The organism is Exiguobacterium sp. SH0S7 (assembly GCF_004337195.1).
GTDB classification, from domain to species: domain Bacteria; phylum Bacillota; class Bacilli; order Exiguobacteriales; family Exiguobacteriaceae; genus Exiguobacterium; species Exiguobacterium aurantiacum_A.
In genome coordinates, this window is the sequence record NZ_SJVA01000001.1 from 554525 (window position 1) to 569837 (window position 15313).

The following is a 15313-nucleotide window of genomic DNA, read 5'->3' on the forward strand; positions in this document are numbered from 1 at the left end:
TGTCAGTTCCGAAGTGGTTTGCCTTTGACGAGCATATGTTGCATCCGTTGCTGCGATTTCGGTTCTCCGATGAGGCTCAAGAACGCCTCACGCTCGATGTCGAGGAAGTATTGCTCGTCGACCATCGTGCCGTATGCCAAATCGCCGCCGCTGATGACGTGGGCAAGTTTTTTGGCGATCTTCAAGTCGTGCTCTGAAATATAACCACCGTAGAACATCTCGTACGCTGCGAGTTCGAGCGTCGCTTTCCCGGTTCGACCGACGACCGGCAACTTCTCGCGCATCGGCGCGACGTATCCGTCTGTAAGTCCAAGGACGGTTTGTTTCGCGTCGAACGTCAAGTGGTCACGGTTCATCGAGATGCCGTCGACCGGACGATGATAGCCGAGCGCTTTCGCGTCGTACGCCGACTTCGATACTTTCGCCATCGCGATGTTCTCGAACGTCTGCTGTGCCGCCTTCTCGATGTTTTGCATCGATTTTGGCGTCTGTTCAAGTAGACGACGGTACGTGTTGACGTTGCCGCCGCCGCCAGGGATGAGGCCGACACCGACTTCGACGAGTCCCATGTACGTTTCGAGCGCCGCTTGCATGCGTGCTGCCGGCAAACTGATCTCCGTGCCGCCTCCGAGTGTCATGCCGTAAGGTGCGACGACGACCGGGCGACCTGCGTAACGGATTTTTTGAACGACTTGTTGGAACTTGTTGATGATCCAGTCGAGCTCATACCAGTTCTCGTCTTCCGCTTCCATGAGCATCATCGCGAGGTTGGCGCCGACGCAGAAGTTTTTACCATCATTGGCGAGGACGAGTCCTTTGAAGTCTTGCTCGACGAGGTCGATCGATTGCTCGATCATCTGCATGATGTCGACCCCGATCGCGTTGTTCGGTGACGTGAACTCGAGGGCGACGACGTCGTCACCGATATCGATGAGGCGAGCCCCGCCGTTCTCGAGAATGATTCCGTTCGACTTGGCGAGCGGTGCAAGTTTCAATTCTTTCGGGTTGACGGTCTTCTCGACGTACGTCCCAGACGCTTGATCGTAATACTGGTCCCCTTTATAGAAGGAAGTGTGTCCGGCAGCGAGCATCTCATCGATCCACGCCGGGACGGCATATCCTTCCGCTTTCATGCGTGCGACCGATTTTTCGACACCGAGTGCGTCCCATGTCTCGAACGGTCCGAACTTCCAACCGAATCCCCACTTCATCGCGTCATCGATGGCGACGATCGAGTCACTGATCTCACCTGTGAGTCGTGCCGAGTAGACGAGCGTCTTCGCCGTCACCGGCCAGAGCAACTGTCCGACGCGTCCCTTGTTCAAGATCGCGCCTTTCAGTTTCGCTTTCGAGCCTGGGAGCGACTTGATTTGGTCGAGCTCAGGTCCTGTAATCGCTTTCAATTGTTCGTACTCAAACGTGCTCAAGTTGAGTTCCTGGATGACTTTCCCGTCTTTCTTATAGAACCCTTGACCAGACTTTTGTCCGATCCAACCTTTTTCGACGAGCGTCTTCATTTCAGCAGGGACATCGAACGTATCTTTCTCCTCGCCCGCTTCGAGCGCCTCATAGACGTTCCCGGCGACGTGGACGAACGTGTCGATACCGACGACGTCGAGTGTACGGAATGTCGCTGATTTCGGACGGCCGATGAGCGGTCCTGTGATCGAGTCCATCTCGCCGATCGTCGCGTTTTGTTTCAACATCTCCTCGAACGTGACGAGCAGGCCGTACGTGCCGATGCGGTTACCGATGAAGTTTGGCGTGTCTTTCGCCTCGACGACGCCTTTACCGAGACGGTCCTCAGCAAAGCGGGCCATGAAATCGATGACCGGGCGCGCCGTCTTCTCCGTCGGGATGAGTTCGAGCAGCTTCAAGTAACGTGGCGGGTTGAAGAAGTGCGTCCCGAGGAAGCGTGACTTCAAACCTTCCGGCAAGGCGCTCGCCATCGCTTCGATCGAGATCCCAGACGTGTTCGAGCTGAGTATCGCGTCTTCGCGGATGTAAGGTGCGATTTTGTCGAACAGTTGCTGTTTCACGTCGAGCCGTTCGACGATGACTTCGATGACCCAGTCGGCTTCTTTCAATCGTTCGAGATCATCTTCTAAGTTCCCGACCTCGATGAAGTTCAAGTGTTCCGCCGTCGCGAGCGGCGCCGGAGTTTGTTTCAACAACTTGTGACGGTTCTCGGACGCGATCCGATTCCGTACTTCCGGTGATTCGAGCGTGAGTCCTTTCGCTTCTTCTTGCGCCGTCAATTCACGTGGTACGATGTCGAGCATGAGCGAACGAACCCCCGCGTTCGCCAAATGGGCCGCAATCCCCGCCCCCATTACTCCTGAACCGATGACGACCGCAAAACGGATATTGCTCGTCAAACGGAGGTCGGCTGATTGTTCGATGTGACTCGTCATATTGTTCCCCCCTCAATGAGAATGAATAGTGATTCATTTCACGCGTAAAAAAAATCGCAATCACCATCGTGTTTACTCTTCTATCATAAATGAATGACAATTCATTCGCAAGCGTTCATTTTTCAAATTCATTCCATTTTTCTGATTTACGATTATTTTTTGATGTGTGTGGTATAGACACATTGAGTCAATTTTTGAAAGGGGACTAAACAATATGAGTGACAATCGTTTAAATACAGTCGGAAGCCGCAAGGATTTTGAATCGTTCAAGAAGGACGGACAAGCGCAAGCCCATCAACCGGGAATCGATTCGAAGATGGAGCCGTTCCCGATCTATGAGCGTGAAGGATACAAAGGAAGCGACAAATTGAAAGACAAAGTCGCCATCATCACAGGCGGTGACTCGGGGATCGGGAAATCGGTCGCCATCTTCTTCGCCCACGAAGGCGCAAACTCGGTCATCGTCTACAAAGACCAAAACGAGCTCGAGGACGCCGAGGCGACGAAGGAACGGATCGAAGAACTCGGTCAAGCGTGCTTGTTGCTGCAAGGTGACCTCGGTGATTCGGCGTTCTGCCAAGACGTCGTCAAGCAGACGCTCGAGACGTTCGGCCATTTGGACATTCTCGTCAACAACGCCGCCGAGCAACATCCGCAAGAGTCGCTCCTCGACATCTCGGACGACCAGCTCGAGCGGACGTTCCGGACGAACATCTTCAGCATGTTCTATTTGACGAAAGCGGCGCTCCCGTACTTGAACGAAGGCGCGAGCATCATCAACACGACGTCGATCACGGCGTATGAAGGTAACGACCAGTTGATCGACTATGCGTCGACGAAAGGTGCGATCACATCGTTCACACGCTCGCTCGCCAAAAACTTGGCCGAGAAGAAGATCCGCGTCAACGGCGTCGCACCAGGCCCGATTTGGACACCGCTCATCCCGGCTACGTTCCCGGCCGAGAAAGTCGCCACGTTCGGTGACTCTTCTGAGATGAAGCGTGCGGGTCAACCGGCAGAGCTCGCTCCGGCTTACGTCTATCTCGCAAGCGACGACTCGACGTACGTCAGCGGACAGGTCATGCACGTCAACGGCGGTACGGTCGTAAACGGATAATCTTGTAAGATGGCCCAGTGTTCAGTCACTGGGCTTTTTTTATGGGAAATTAACCCAGCGTATGTTAACGTTATTTGCAGGAATTAGTCCAGTCATTTAGACGATTATACGGAAGAAAGGAGCCAACGCTTGATGATTCATTTTCAATTGACAAAAGATGATTTTTTCGCCTTACAAAAAAACTTCATCGAAAATTCCGATTACCATAAAAGAAGAGCTAGACACGTCACGATTGTATTGATGTTGCTTACAGTATTATGGGGATTCTTGCTCGCAATTTTTTTGTTACCTCAAACGATTTCTGTCCCCCTATTCCTCGGACTCGCCATCGGTTCAAGTTTGTTCCTAGCGCTTCTATTGTTCCCCTTCTTAAAAAAAGCGTATGTAAACATCACACTTTGGCAATTCCGCTATCTACTGAAACAAGAGACGAAATGGCCACGTGACATCACGTTGTACATCAACGAAAACGGGATTGAGCGCAATTCACTCCACAACAACGTCAATAAACGCCTTCAAGTCGCATGGGACGCGATTGAACGAGTGAGTGGGGACGAGACAAATCATTACCTGTACGTTGAGGCAAGAGAAACGATTGTTGTACCGAAGCAAAACCAAATGCTGAGCGAGACGGAGCAAAATAAAATCAATTACTTATTACAACAAAACTTAAATATCACACTCTAGTTACCTATGTCACCTAAATACAGACATGGTCTAATGTTTCTAGACTTACACGTATATGACTTGATCAGAAAGGAGTAGCTCAAATGGTCACCACGTATAAACTGACGCTTGAAGATGTTCTATCATTTCAACAGGACATGATTCACCATTCAAATCAACATAAGAAGAGCCGCAAAATATGGTTGATTTTTATGAGTGCCCCTGCATTCCTGCTCGGATATTTAGCTACAACTTTTATTCTACCTCGCCCCGAGTCGATCGCTTTATTTTCACTCACTGTAATCGGTGTAGGGATTTTGTTTGCGCTGTTGCTCAGACCGCTCCTGAAGGATTTATATGCACCATTCGCCCTTCGGCAATTTCGTCTAGTTAATAAAGACAGTGCCTGGCCAACAGACATCACGCTCCAACTTTCTGACAGTCATGTCGAGATGCATGTCGTTCATGGCAAAATCAATCGAACGACTCAAGTCCCTTGGACGTCCATTCTCAAAGTGAACGAGAACGAGACGCATCGCTTTCTATATTTTGAAGACGATGAAGCGTTGATCATTCCTAAGGCAAGAGATGGAATTACGGAAGTCGAACAAAGTGAAATCGACCGCTTGTTAGGAAAACATCTTGTAAATATCCTTTAATCGATTAAATAGAACGGTACGTTACTTTAGGAGGTGCTGTACATGCTATCTTGGTTAGGCATAACGAAAGAAAAGGAAACGGGACGGCAGTTCTTTGGGAACATACATAAGAAAACAATCACGTTCGTCTTGCTTTCGTCCATTGTGATACTCTTCGGAGTGAAATCATTGTTGACTTATCTACTCCCAAAAGCAGCTCTCGCCGACCCCCTGGTTGCTGTTCTGCCAGGTACAGTAGGCGTTCTTGTTGCTCTAGTGTATGTTCTAGTTATTGAACGACTCTTACTAGACAAGGCCGAACGTGGAAAGTAATATGTCATCTGACGAGTATACTAATGACTAATAGGTAAAACTGGAGGCCAATCGATGACAAACCAGCACAGCGATGATGAGTATGAAGCGTACGATGAAGACAGGTTAGAGTTCGATCCTTACTTTTCTCATGAGGCTAAAATGGAAGTCAGTCTGAATGCAGCTGGGGTCAATTTCGTCGGCAACGCAGAAGGCTATCTCGCCCTCGCGAGAATGTTTACGTTTTTAGCCGAAACACATATGTCCATTCGCATGGAAGAAAATCCTTCGCCTGATATAAATACTTCCTATGGGTATGGCCCGTATCATATGACCGATTACATCCGAGACAAGTTCATTCAAAATAAACAGTATGTATTTGACCCGGGTGCCTTGCATGATTCACATCCAGAACATGAAAAAGAGCTTTTCTTCTGGCTATCTGATCAAATCGGTCCAGATTTCTGGGTCGAAAATCGAGAAGATGACGAGCAGGAATAACGCCTCATAAGAACTCCATAAAAAAGCACACAAGTTCGATATGAACTTGTGTGCTTTCCTCATTTTTTGACCATTCCTTTTAACACGAACGCGACGTTCGCCGGACGTTCCGCGAGGCGGCGCATGAAGTAGCCGTACCAGTCACGGCCGTATGGCACGTAGACACGGACTTTATAGCCTTGGCGGACGAGCTCGAGTTGACGCTCGACCCGGATGCCGTACAGCATTTGGAACTCGAACTGGTCGAGTGGGATGTTGTTCAATTTCACATGCTCGATGATGGCATCGATCATGTGGTCGTCATGGGTCGCGATAGAGGCGTAGTTCCCGTTCGCAAGATGGAGTTTGACGAGCTTCAAGTAGTTGTGGTCGACGTCTTCTTTCTCCGGGAAAGCGACCGTCGCCGGCTCTTTGTAAGCCCCTTTGACGATACGGAGGTTCGGCTTGAGCGGCGCGAGATGATTGATGTCGTCTTCCGAGCGGTACAAGTAAGATTGGATGACCGTTCCGAGTCCGTCAAAGTCCGCTTTCAACTTCTTGAACAAGTCGAGCGTCTTCTCGCAGCGCGACTCGTCTTCCATGTCGATGGCGACGAAAACGCCGACCGACTTGGCCGTCGTCAAGATTTGACGCATGTTGTCCTCGATCAACTCGTCCGAAATATCGAATCCGAGTGACGTCAGCTTGAGCGACATGTAGGCGTCGAGCTTCTCTTCGGCCATAATCTCGATGGCACGGATGATCTCGTCACGGTTCTGGTTCGCTTCGTGAACCGTCGTAATAAATTCCCCTAGATGGTCGACCGTGACCGATAACCCTTTCGCGTTCAGTTCGCGAATCGTCGGCACCGACGTCTTGAAATCTTCTCCCGCCACAAATCGTGACGCCCCGAACCGAAGCCCGTACTTTTTAGCTAAACTGTTGAGTGCTTTGTTTTGAGACATGTAAATAAATCCATCGCGTAACACTTTTTCCATCAGATTTTCCCCCTTGCGTATACACCCATCTATCTCTATGACGATGTCTGAAATTATTATGACATACAAACGTCAATTCGTCTTTAGTTTTGTAACCGTTTCCAACACTTCATTGGCTAAGTTTATAAAAAAGCAGACGCCCTCACGGACGTCTGGTTCACAGGCCTGTATTCGGTGCGACGTAGAGCAAAATACTAAGGAAGACGAACACGCTCCCGGCGAGCACGAACAAGTGCCAAATCGCATGATTGAACGGCAGTTTCTGCCAGACGTAAAACACGATTCCGACCGAATAAGCGAGCCCACCAGCAAGCAGCAACATGAACCCTTGATGGCCGAGCGACTCGTAGAGCGGACGGATCACGATGATACAAATCCACCCGAGCCCAAGGTACGTCACGTTTGATACCCACATGTACTTCCCGGTCGAATACATTTTCCAGACGATGCCTAAGATGGCGACGCCCCAAACGATGCCGAATAACACCCATCCGAGCGTTCCCTGAAGCGACACGAGTGCGAACGGCGTGTAGCTCCCGGCAATCAATAAGTAAATCCCAGCGTGGTCGAACACTTGGAGCACCCGCTTCGCCCGTGGATGCGGGATCGCATGCATGAGCGTCGAGAACAAGTACAACAGGATCATCGATGCCCCGAACACGCTCACCGCAATGACGTTGCCTGTGCTACCGGTCTCAGTCGCGGTCGTGACGAGTAGGACGAGAGCGACGATGCTGAAGATGACCCCTAGTCCGTGCGTGACGGCGCTCGCGATCTCTTCGCCGAGCGTATCGGCATGGAGCATATCTTTTAACTTCTCTTGATCCATACAGGTACCACCTTTCATTTCTGTTCCTCTAGTATGGTCATTTCCCGATTTTGTTGCAAACAAAAACATGAGCCTCGAAGGACTCATGTCAGTGATTATGCGACTTCTTTCACCGGAACGTCACATTCCATATTTTGTGCCCGCATCGCACGTGCGCGCATGTGGAACAAGACGAGCAGCGTCACTGTACCGATTGTCGAGATGACGTACGGGATCACCCCATCCATCTTGAAGCCGATCGGTGCTGTGAGAATGTAGAACCAAACCGCATATAGCATGAACGTCCCTGGAATAAGTGCGATCCAATGGTTGCGTCCTTTAATGTACAAGTACATCGCCCCGACGAACAAGGCGATGACCGCCGTCGTCTGGTTGGCCCAGTTGAAATACTGCCAAAGCATCTGGAAGTCCATATTCGTCAAAACATATGAGATCGCGAAGAGCGGAAGCGCAATCCAAAGACGTGACGAGAACTTTTTCTGTGCGATTTTCAAGTAGTCGGCGATAATCATCCGGGCACTGCGGAACGCCGTGTCGCCTGACGTGATCGGCAAGACGATGACGCCGAGGATGGCGAGCGTGCCGCCGATGCTGCCGAGCATGAGTGTCGCCACTTCCTGGACGACGAGTGCCGGAGTACCTGCGCTGATGAGTCCGAGCAACTCGCCTGGCTCGAAGATGGCCATGGCCGCTCCGGCCCAAATCATCGCGATGACGGCCTCGACGATCATCATGCCGTAGAAGATGCTGCGGCCATTGCTCTCTTTCATCGTCGTCCGCGAGATGATCGGCGACTGCGTCGCGTGGAAGCCCGAGAGTGCGCCGCACGAGATCGTGAAGAACAAGAGTGGCCAGATCGGCAAGCCGTCCGGGTGCATGTTCGTCAATGTCATCTCTGGGATTTGATAGCCTTCGACGAACAAGCTGACCCCAATCCCGATTGCGCTGATCATGAGGAGCGCCCCGAAGAACGGATAGATGCGGCCGATGATTTTGTCGACCGGGAGGAGCGTCGCTAAGATGTAATAAGCGAAAATCGCAAAGACGACGAACACGAGCGTCGACGCGTTGCCGTCGAACAAGTTGTTGATCATGTTACTCGGCGACGTGACGAATACTGTCCCGACAAGGAGCAGCAGTAACAGGGCGAACCCGTTGACGATATGGCGGAGCGAGCGACCGAGGAACTTCTCGGCGAGCTGCGGCAAGTGTGCCCCGTTGTTGCGGAGTGAGATCATCCCCGTCAAATAGTCGTGCACGGCACCTGCGAAGATCGATCCGAAGACGATCCACAGGAATGCGACCGGACCGTAGAGCGCCCCCATGATTGGCCCAAAAATCGGACCGACGCCGGCGATGTTCAACAGTTGGATCATCGAGTTCCGCTTTTTCCCCATCGGCACGTAGTCGATGCCATCCTGCGACGCATAGGCGGGCGTCGTCCGCTCTTCCTTGATGCCGAACGTCTTTTCGACGTAACGGCCGTAGACGATGTACCCGACAATTAAAATAGCTAAGGCAATAAAGAATGTAATCATGTGTGATGTCCCCTTTTAAACTGTGTAGCCGATCCCCATCGGCCCCGAAAAATGAATCCTGATGTTTTACGCATATAATGTAAACGCTTTCGTGAATGATTATACAGCAATTCCCAACGTTTCGTAAGGGGTTTTGTTCACTTTTTCGACACTTCTTTAACACGAGAAAAGACGGCGTCCGCTTGGGACACCGTCTCGGCTGAATCGCTTATTTCAAAACAAATTTCGCTTGTTTAGCACCTGCGCCTTTATAGTCACTCGCAATGACCGCATAGTTCCCTTTAGCGAGACCTTTCTTGAATGTGAACGTATACGTGCCGGCCCAGCTCGCCGTCACTTTAGCAACTTGCTTGCCTTTCGCATCTTTCAAGACCACAACTGCACCCGGTGTCGTCTTACCGATGAGCGCTCTCGTACCGTCCTTCACACCTTTCGTGTTCTTAGGTGTCTCGATGGCCGCTTTCTTGAGCGTGAACGTCTTCGCTTTGACGACTTTTCCGGTCACATCTTTAGCGATGACCTCGTAATCACCATAGATGAAACCGGCCCGTTTCGTGAACTCGAATGAACCGTTCTTGTCTGCTGTCGCGTAGGCGATCGTCTTGCCGTCACGTTTCAACGTCACTTTTGATTCCGGTGTTGTTTTCCCAGGAATAACGTTCGTGTTTGCGTACGTCAACTTCGTCGATAAGGCGGGCGTCGCCACAAATCCGGCACCGACGATTTTTGTTTCAGTGAACGTTTTACCAGCTGATTCACTGACAACAGTGAGTTGTTGACGTAATTTTAACGGTTTGACTGTGAAAGCATAGGTGCCATCTGCTTTGGCAGTGGTCGTCGCAAGGACTTTGCTTCCTTCTTTAAGTGTCACGTTTGCGTTCGGAATCGTCGTACCTGTGACTTGCTTCGCTCCTGGCTTGATGACATCGATTGTGAGCGTCACATCCACGGCCGCCGCTTCAAGCTCAGCCGTATACGTCCGGAAGAGGCGGTTTGCCGCGTCAGCTCGTGTCGCATCTGTCGCTTCAATCCCCTCATACAAGTCGACGTACTGCTTGCCGGCGTCTGCCGTCTCAAACTTCACGGTCCGTTTCGCGTCCGCGACAATCTTCCAGTTGTCGTCAGCTTTATAGTCGACGGCACCACGACTAGCGATAATATAGTCCGAGATGACGTTACGTGTCTCATATGCCGAGCGATAGACGATATTCTTTCCGCCGCCAAGACCTGGGAACGAGCTCGACCCAGCCCGGTAGTTGTTCGTCGCGACCAAGAACTCTTGGTCCATCGTAATCGATTTTCCGTCATACTCGACGTTTTTGACCCGGTTCGCTGACGCGTCGAGCAGTTTCCCGCCACCGTCATACTTCGCCGGTCCCGTCACGTCGATTTCATACGTCAAGCCGTCCAAAATATCAAAGTTGTAGCTGCGGAATTGAAGGTTCAATAGTTCGTCCCCGTCCGCATCGATCTCGTTATACACCCCAGCCGACATCTCGAGCCAGTCCATCACGTCCGCTCCCGTCACTTTGACGACTTCGAGCGTGTTCGGATAGACGTACAAGTCAGCAACGTTCTTCAAGGCGATTTGGCCTTTCGGGATGTTCGTGTAGTATCCGGCATCTGTCAATTCACGGCCACCCGCTTTGAACGGGGCTCCCGCTGACAGGAGTGGCAGCCCTTTGTACGGGGCGAGGTCTGGATTCGTCTCGAGCTCTTTCTCGACGTACCATTGTTGTGCGTTCGTCACGAACTGGACCGACGAGTCGTCGCGGACGAGCGCGAAGTAACTTTGAATGTCGTCTTGAATCTCACCGACGGAACGATTGATGTAGTCGATCGTCGCCCGGTGCTCCGTGTCGATCAGTGCATGTGTCGCTGCATCGACCGGCGTGCTCGCCGTGACCGTATCTAGTTTCGCCGACGCGTCGAGAACTTGCCACTTGCCGTCGACTTTCTCAAGTTCGAAGTCGATGACGCCGAGGTCTTTCCCTTGGTTATTTGCCATGACCACCGGTTTGCCGTTGATGAGCCCCTTCTCATTGTCTACGTTCGGGAACGAGGCGAACATGCCTTTCGCATCCGGGAAGCGACCGTGTTGGTGTCCCGTCATGACCATGTCGAGCCCGTCGATTTTCGTGAGCGCGTAGCCGACGTTTTCTTCGCTGTCGAGTTGGGCGTCCGCGAGCGCCGCACTCTCCCCGATACCTGAGTGCGCGAGCGCGACGACGACGTCCGCCCCTCGGTCTTTCAACTTGCTGACCGCTTCACGCGCCGACGGGATGATATCATCCGCCGTCACACGGCCTTGGAGGTTCCCCGAATCCCACGACATGATTTTCGGTGGTACGACACCGAAGACGCCGACTTTGATCGTATGCGTCTCCCCGTCCGTGTCCGTGACCGTCCGCTCGATGATTTGGACCTCTTGTCCGTCAACGTTGAATTTCGACACGATTGGATTCCCCTGTAAATCCTTGACGTTCGAGTTGACGAAACGGAGCTTGCCTTTTGACCCTTCCATCGCGTCATATAAAAATTCAAGCCCAAAGTTGAACTCGTGGTTGCCGAGCGTGACCGCGTCATAGTCGAGCGAAGCCATCGCCTTGTACATCGGGTGCTCGAACGTGCCCGGATTTTGTTGATGCAATTCGCGGATGTAGTCTCCGAACGGTGTCCCTTGAATCGTATCCCCGTTATCGAACAAGAACGTGTTCGCCGCCCCCGCCTGTATCCGGTGCGATTTGATCAGCGTCGCTGTCTTCGTAAGCCCGATCGTCTCATCTGTCTTGTCTTGGAAATAGTCATAATTCGTAATGTTTGTATGTAGGTCGGTCGTCTCTAAAAATCGCAGTTTGACGAGGTCTTCGTCCGACGCCGCCAAGACGTTCGGTGCTTGGAGCGGTAACGTCGAAGGCAATACGAGTGCGGTCGCGATTGTCCATTTCAGAGCAGTTTTCATGTTTGTTTCCCCTTTTGAATGAAATTGGTCTCACCGTTTTCAATATACCACCAGATTGAGAGCACAACTATTAAATTTTTCCAAACAAAAGACCTAATTTCCTTTACAGAAATCAGGTCTTTTGTCACTGCTTATTGTTTGATGCGGACCGTGAACGGACCGTCCGCGGTGACGTCTTCGAAGACAACCGAGACCGGATAGGCGTGCTTGCCTTGGACCGGCTCGCTCAAGCGAATCGTCGTGTTTGCGATCGCTTCGTCCCCGCTCACGAGTTCGAGCGGTAACTGTTCAACGTTCAGTTCATGCTCATAGCCGTTACGGAGAAGCAACGTCGCCGTGACGTTCGTCTCACTTGTTTCGACCGAGACGAGCATCAAATTGAACTCATTCTCGCCGACGGGCGGTGTCGACACGTTCGTGCGACGGAGCTGTTGCCACGCCGTGTTCGAAAATTGTTCGACTTCCTCATCTAGAAGCATCTGTAACGGATCGATCGGATTCATTTGGAAGACGAGTCGCATCGACGTCAGTTCTTCCGCTTCAAACTCGCCGAACAGTTCATCTGCAAAAAAGTCCAAATAGACCGGTTTGCTCGTCCACGGCTCGAAGCTCGGAAGGTCGACACGGCTCAATACTTTCCGTCCGAGCGGGACGTTGTCTTTGTTCAAGAGGAGAACCGGCAATTCATTGACTTCGAACGAGCTCGGGAGTGTGTTCCGGAACAAGGCGACGAGTGACAGGCCATCCATTAAGTTTTCAGCGTGCAACAGCTCGATCGACAGTTGGTTGTCGAGGAGCGCCGGCAGCCGCTTCGCATGATAGCGGAACATGTACTCGTCTTCTTTCGGAATCCCCATGTCGCTGTCGATCACGAGCGTCAGTTGACGCCCTGTCTCAGTCTTCCCTGTATCGATCTGTTTACGTTTACGAAATCCTAACATATTACTCCTCCTCCAATTGCGTGACGAAATAGCGGTCAAGCTGACATACTTCCGTCGTCACTTCACGGGCAATATTGACATACGTCTGTTCGAAGATTTCAAATCCTTCTTTGCCGAACTGACGACTCGGGTCTTCCTGCCCATAACTGCGGAGTCCGATGCCTTCTTTTAATCCGCTCATCGTCGTGAGGTGGTCTGTCCATTTTCCGTCCAACGCCCGTAACAGCGATTCTCTGACGAACGTCACGACTTCTTCCGCTTGAAGACGGGCCTCGGCCGTTTCGACAATGTCGTCGATCCACGGCGCAAGCGCTGCCTTCAATTCCAACGAGTCGGCGATCTCATCTGACCAGACCGGCTCGCGTGTCGTCAAGTAGACGAGGTCTGTCTTCAACTCGTCGAGCGGCCACTCTTCTGGGACGAGCTCGTCCGAGACGTGCATGTCGATACTGTTCGATAAAGCGAGACGCATCATACCGAGCACGTTGTTCGTGATCGCCGCAGCGTCGGCGTTGACCGCCTGATCGCGGATCGTGTAGATGATTTTCCGTTGTTCGTTCAAGACGTCGTCGAGCTTGAACAAGTAGTCCCGAATCGAGACGCCGAGTCCTTCGATCGTCGTCTGCGCGTACTCGATGACGTCAGCCGCGTCTTTTGCGGACACTTCGCCACGTTTGTCCGGCTTCAGTTTCTTCTCGATGCGCTCTAGTTTTTGGATCGCGTAGCGTTTGACGATCTCATCTTCGAGCGAGACGAAGAACTGCGTCGCGCCGGGATCGCCTTGACGTCCCGAACGGCCCCGGAGCTGGTTGTCGACACGTTGCGACTCATGGCGTTCCGTCCCGATGACGAACAAGCCGCCCACTTCTTTCGATTTCGCGTCAAGCATGATATCGGTCCCGCGACCGGCCATGTTCGTCGCGATCGTCACTTTGCCGAAGCGTCCGGCGTCGGCGATGATGCCCGCTTCTTGCGTGACCGTCTTCGCGTTCAACACCTCGTGCTCGATCCGTTGCTTCGACAAGTGTTTACTGATGGCCTCGGACTGGGCGATCGACGTCGTGCCGATCAACACCGGGCGTCCCGTCTCATGCAGTTCGACGACTTTGTCGGTCACAGCCGCATATTTTTGGTCGACCGTCATAAAGATGCGGTCCGGGTGGTCTTCGCGCAACCGCGGCCGGTTCGTCGGCACTTGGACGACGTCCATGTTGTACGTCTTCAAAAACTCTTGGCGAGACGTCTGGGCCGTCCCGGTCATACCGCCGATGAGCGGATACATCCGGAAATAATGCTGAATCGTGATCTCGGCCGTCGTCTTGTTCTCCTCAGTGATCGTGACGCCTTCTTTCGCCTCGAGCGCCTGATGGAGCCCTTCCGACAGACTGCGTCCTTCCATGATCCGTCCCGTGAACAAGTCGATAAGCTCGATTTTGTCTTCTTTGACGATATAGTCGACGTCGAGTTCGAACAAGACGTTCGCCCGGAGCGCCTGGACGAGGTAGTGATAGAGCACTTGATGCTCGGCGCTGAACAAGTTGTCGACCGCGAACATATCTTCGATTTTCAAGATTCCGGAGTCGGTGAGCGCCGCCGATTTTGATTCGAGGTCGACTTCGTAGTCTGCCTCGTCGAGCTCGGTGACGACACGTTGCGCCAACTCCTTCAAGCGGATGTGCGAGCGGTCTTTTTGCGCGATGATGAGCGGCGTCTTCGCCTCGTCGATCAAGATGCTGTCGACTTCGTCGATGATGGCGAAGTGGAACGGGCGCTGGACGCGCTCTTCCGGTGACCCGACCAAATGATCGCGCAAGTAGTCGAACCCGAACTCGGTCCCGACGCCGTATGTAATGTCGGCCTGGTAAGCAGCGTGCTTGTCGCTCTGTTCCATCTCAGGAACGTTCAACCCGACCGAGAGACCAAGGAAATCGTGGATCTGCCCGATTTGGTTCGCGTCACGCGTCGCGAGATATTCGTTGACGGTGATGACGTGGACGCCTTTGCCTTCGAGTGCTATGACGTAACTCGGGAGCGCGGCGACGAGCGTTTTCCCTTCCCCGGTCGGCATCTCGGAAATGTTCCCTTCGAGGAGGGCGAACCCGCCGATGAGCTGGACGTCATAGTGACGCATGCCCAAGACACGCACCGCCGCCTCACGGACGAGGGCGAACGCTTCCTCGGCGATGTCATCGACTTTGGCGCCGTCGGCGATTTTTGCTTTCAATGTTTCGGTATATGTGCGCATCTCATCGTCAGAGAGCGCCTGCATCGTTGTCTCTAATTGATTGATCCGGTCGACGCGGCGTTGATAGCCTTTCAAGCGTCGGCTCTGATCGTTCGTCAATTGCTTTACAAACTGAATCACGTTGTAGCCTCCATTTAGTTCACAGTCATTGTCAAATCCATACCCGTCTATTA

Annotated in this window: 11 protein-coding genes; 4 read left to right on the forward strand and 7 right to left on the reverse strand. The window is 52.3% G+C overall.

Features of this window, described 5'->3' with window-relative positions; all coding sequences use genetic code 11:
• Window positions 1-2: 2 nt before the first annotated feature.
• On the reverse strand, window positions 3-2414 hold the full coding sequence (locus EVJ22_RS02860; protein ID WP_131443116.1) for a 3-hydroxyacyl-CoA dehydrogenase/enoyl-CoA hydratase family protein: 2412 nt from the start codon (window positions 2412-2414) through the stop codon (window positions 3-5).
• A 214-nt stretch (window positions 2415-2628) separates the two neighbouring features.
• On the opposite strand from EVJ22_RS02860, the gene EVJ22_RS02865 reads away from it, so the two are divergent.
• From EVJ22_RS02865 to EVJ22_RS02880, 4 genes are all read left to right on the forward strand, one after another.
• Complete coding sequence (locus EVJ22_RS02865; protein ID WP_071397931.1) at window positions 2629-3531, forward strand: SDR family oxidoreductase; 903 nt, start codon at window positions 2629-2631, stop codon at window positions 3529-3531.
• A 240-nt stretch (window positions 3532-3771) separates the two neighbouring features.
• Complete coding sequence (locus EVJ22_RS02870; protein WP_158625488.1) at window positions 3772-4218, forward strand: hypothetical protein; 447 nt, start codon at window positions 3772-3774, stop codon at window positions 4216-4218.
• An 83-nt stretch (window positions 4219-4301) separates the two neighbouring features.
• On the forward strand, window positions 4302-4856 hold the full coding sequence (locus tag EVJ22_RS02875; RefSeq protein ID WP_131443120.1) for a YcxB family protein: 555 nt from the start codon (window positions 4302-4304) through the stop codon (window positions 4854-4856).
• Between the two features lie 366 nt (window positions 4857-5222).
• Window positions 5223-5648, forward strand: a complete 426-nt coding sequence (locus EVJ22_RS02880; RefSeq protein WP_070328725.1) for a hypothetical protein — start codon at window positions 5223-5225, stop codon at window positions 5646-5648.
• A gap of 59 nt (window positions 5649-5707) precedes the next feature.
• On the opposite strand, the gene EVJ22_RS02885 is transcribed toward EVJ22_RS02880, so the two are convergent.
• From EVJ22_RS02885 to secA2, 6 genes are all read right to left on the reverse strand, one after another.
• Window positions 5708-6625: a proline dehydrogenase family protein gene (locus EVJ22_RS02885; protein WP_071397934.1), complete on the reverse strand. Its 918-nt coding sequence runs from the start codon at window positions 6623-6625 to the stop codon at window positions 5708-5710.
• Window positions 6626-6782: 157 nt separating this feature from the next.
• Window positions 6783-7454 (reverse strand): PAQR family membrane homeostasis protein TrhA, encoded by a 672-nt coding sequence (gene trhA, locus EVJ22_RS02890; RefSeq protein WP_131443122.1) that lies wholly within the window; start codon window positions 7452-7454, stop codon window positions 6783-6785.
• A 95-nt stretch (window positions 7455-7549) separates the two neighbouring features.
• Window positions 7550-8992, reverse strand: a complete 1443-nt coding sequence (locus EVJ22_RS02895; RefSeq protein WP_131443124.1) for a carbon starvation CstA family protein — start codon at window positions 8990-8992, stop codon at window positions 7550-7552.
• Between the two features lie 208 nt (window positions 8993-9200).
• Window positions 9201-11954 carry a bifunctional 2',3'-cyclic-nucleotide 2'-phosphodiesterase/3'-nucleotidase gene (locus tag EVJ22_RS02900; protein WP_131443126.1) on the reverse strand — a complete coding sequence of 918 codons (2754 nt, stop codon included), beginning with the start codon at window positions 11952-11954 and terminating at the stop codon, window positions 9201-9203.
• 131 nt (window positions 11955-12085) lie between these two features.
• The gene (locus EVJ22_RS02905) at window positions 12086-12895 is read right to left on the reverse strand and encodes an SLAP domain-containing protein (RefSeq protein WP_131443128.1); all 810 of its coding nucleotides are present in this window, start codon (window positions 12893-12895) and stop codon (window positions 12086-12088) included.
• A gap of 1 nt (window position 12896) precedes the next feature.
• Window positions 12897-15260: an accessory Sec system translocase SecA2 gene (gene secA2, locus EVJ22_RS02910; RefSeq protein WP_131443130.1), complete on the reverse strand. Its 2364-nt coding sequence runs from the start codon at window positions 15258-15260 to the stop codon at window positions 12897-12899.
• Between the last annotated feature and the right edge of the window lie 53 nt (window positions 15261-15313).

Bases quoted from the DNA above. Each gene is read 5' to 3' on its own strand.
- trhA (WP_131443122.1), bottom strand. From the start codon at position 7,454: ATGGATCAAGAGAAGTTAAAAGATATGCTCCATGCCGATACGCTCGGC.
- EVJ22_RS02885 (WP_071397934.1), bottom strand. From the start codon at position 6,625: ATGGAAAAAGTGTTACGCGATGGATTTATTTACATGTCTCAAAACAAA.
- EVJ22_RS02875 (WP_131443120.1), top strand. From the start codon at position 4,302: ATGGTCACCACGTATAAACTGACGCTTGAAGATGTTCTATCATTTCAA.
- EVJ22_RS02900 (WP_131443126.1), bottom strand. From the start codon at position 11,954: ATGAAAACTGCTCTGAAATGGACAATCGCGACCGCACTCGTATTGCCT.
- EVJ22_RS02870 (WP_158625488.1), top strand. From the start codon at position 3,772: ATGTTGCTTACAGTATTATGGGGATTCTTGCTCGCAATTTTTTTGTTA.
- EVJ22_RS02860 (WP_131443116.1), bottom strand. From the start codon at position 2,414: ATGACGAGTCACATCGAACAATCAGCCGACCTCCGTTTGACGAGCAAT.
- EVJ22_RS02905 (WP_131443128.1), bottom strand. From the start codon at position 12,895: ATGTTAGGATTTCGTAAACGTAAACAGATCGATACAGGGAAGACTGAG.
- EVJ22_RS02865 (WP_071397931.1), top strand. From the start codon at position 2,629: ATGAGTGACAATCGTTTAAATACAGTCGGAAGCCGCAAGGATTTTGAA.
- EVJ22_RS02895 (WP_131443124.1), bottom strand. From the start codon at position 8,992: ATGATTACATTCTTTATTGCCTTAGCTATTTTAATTGTCGGGTACATC.
- EVJ22_RS02880 (WP_070328725.1), top strand. From the start codon at position 5,223: ATGACAAACCAGCACAGCGATGATGAGTATGAAGCGTACGATGAAGAC.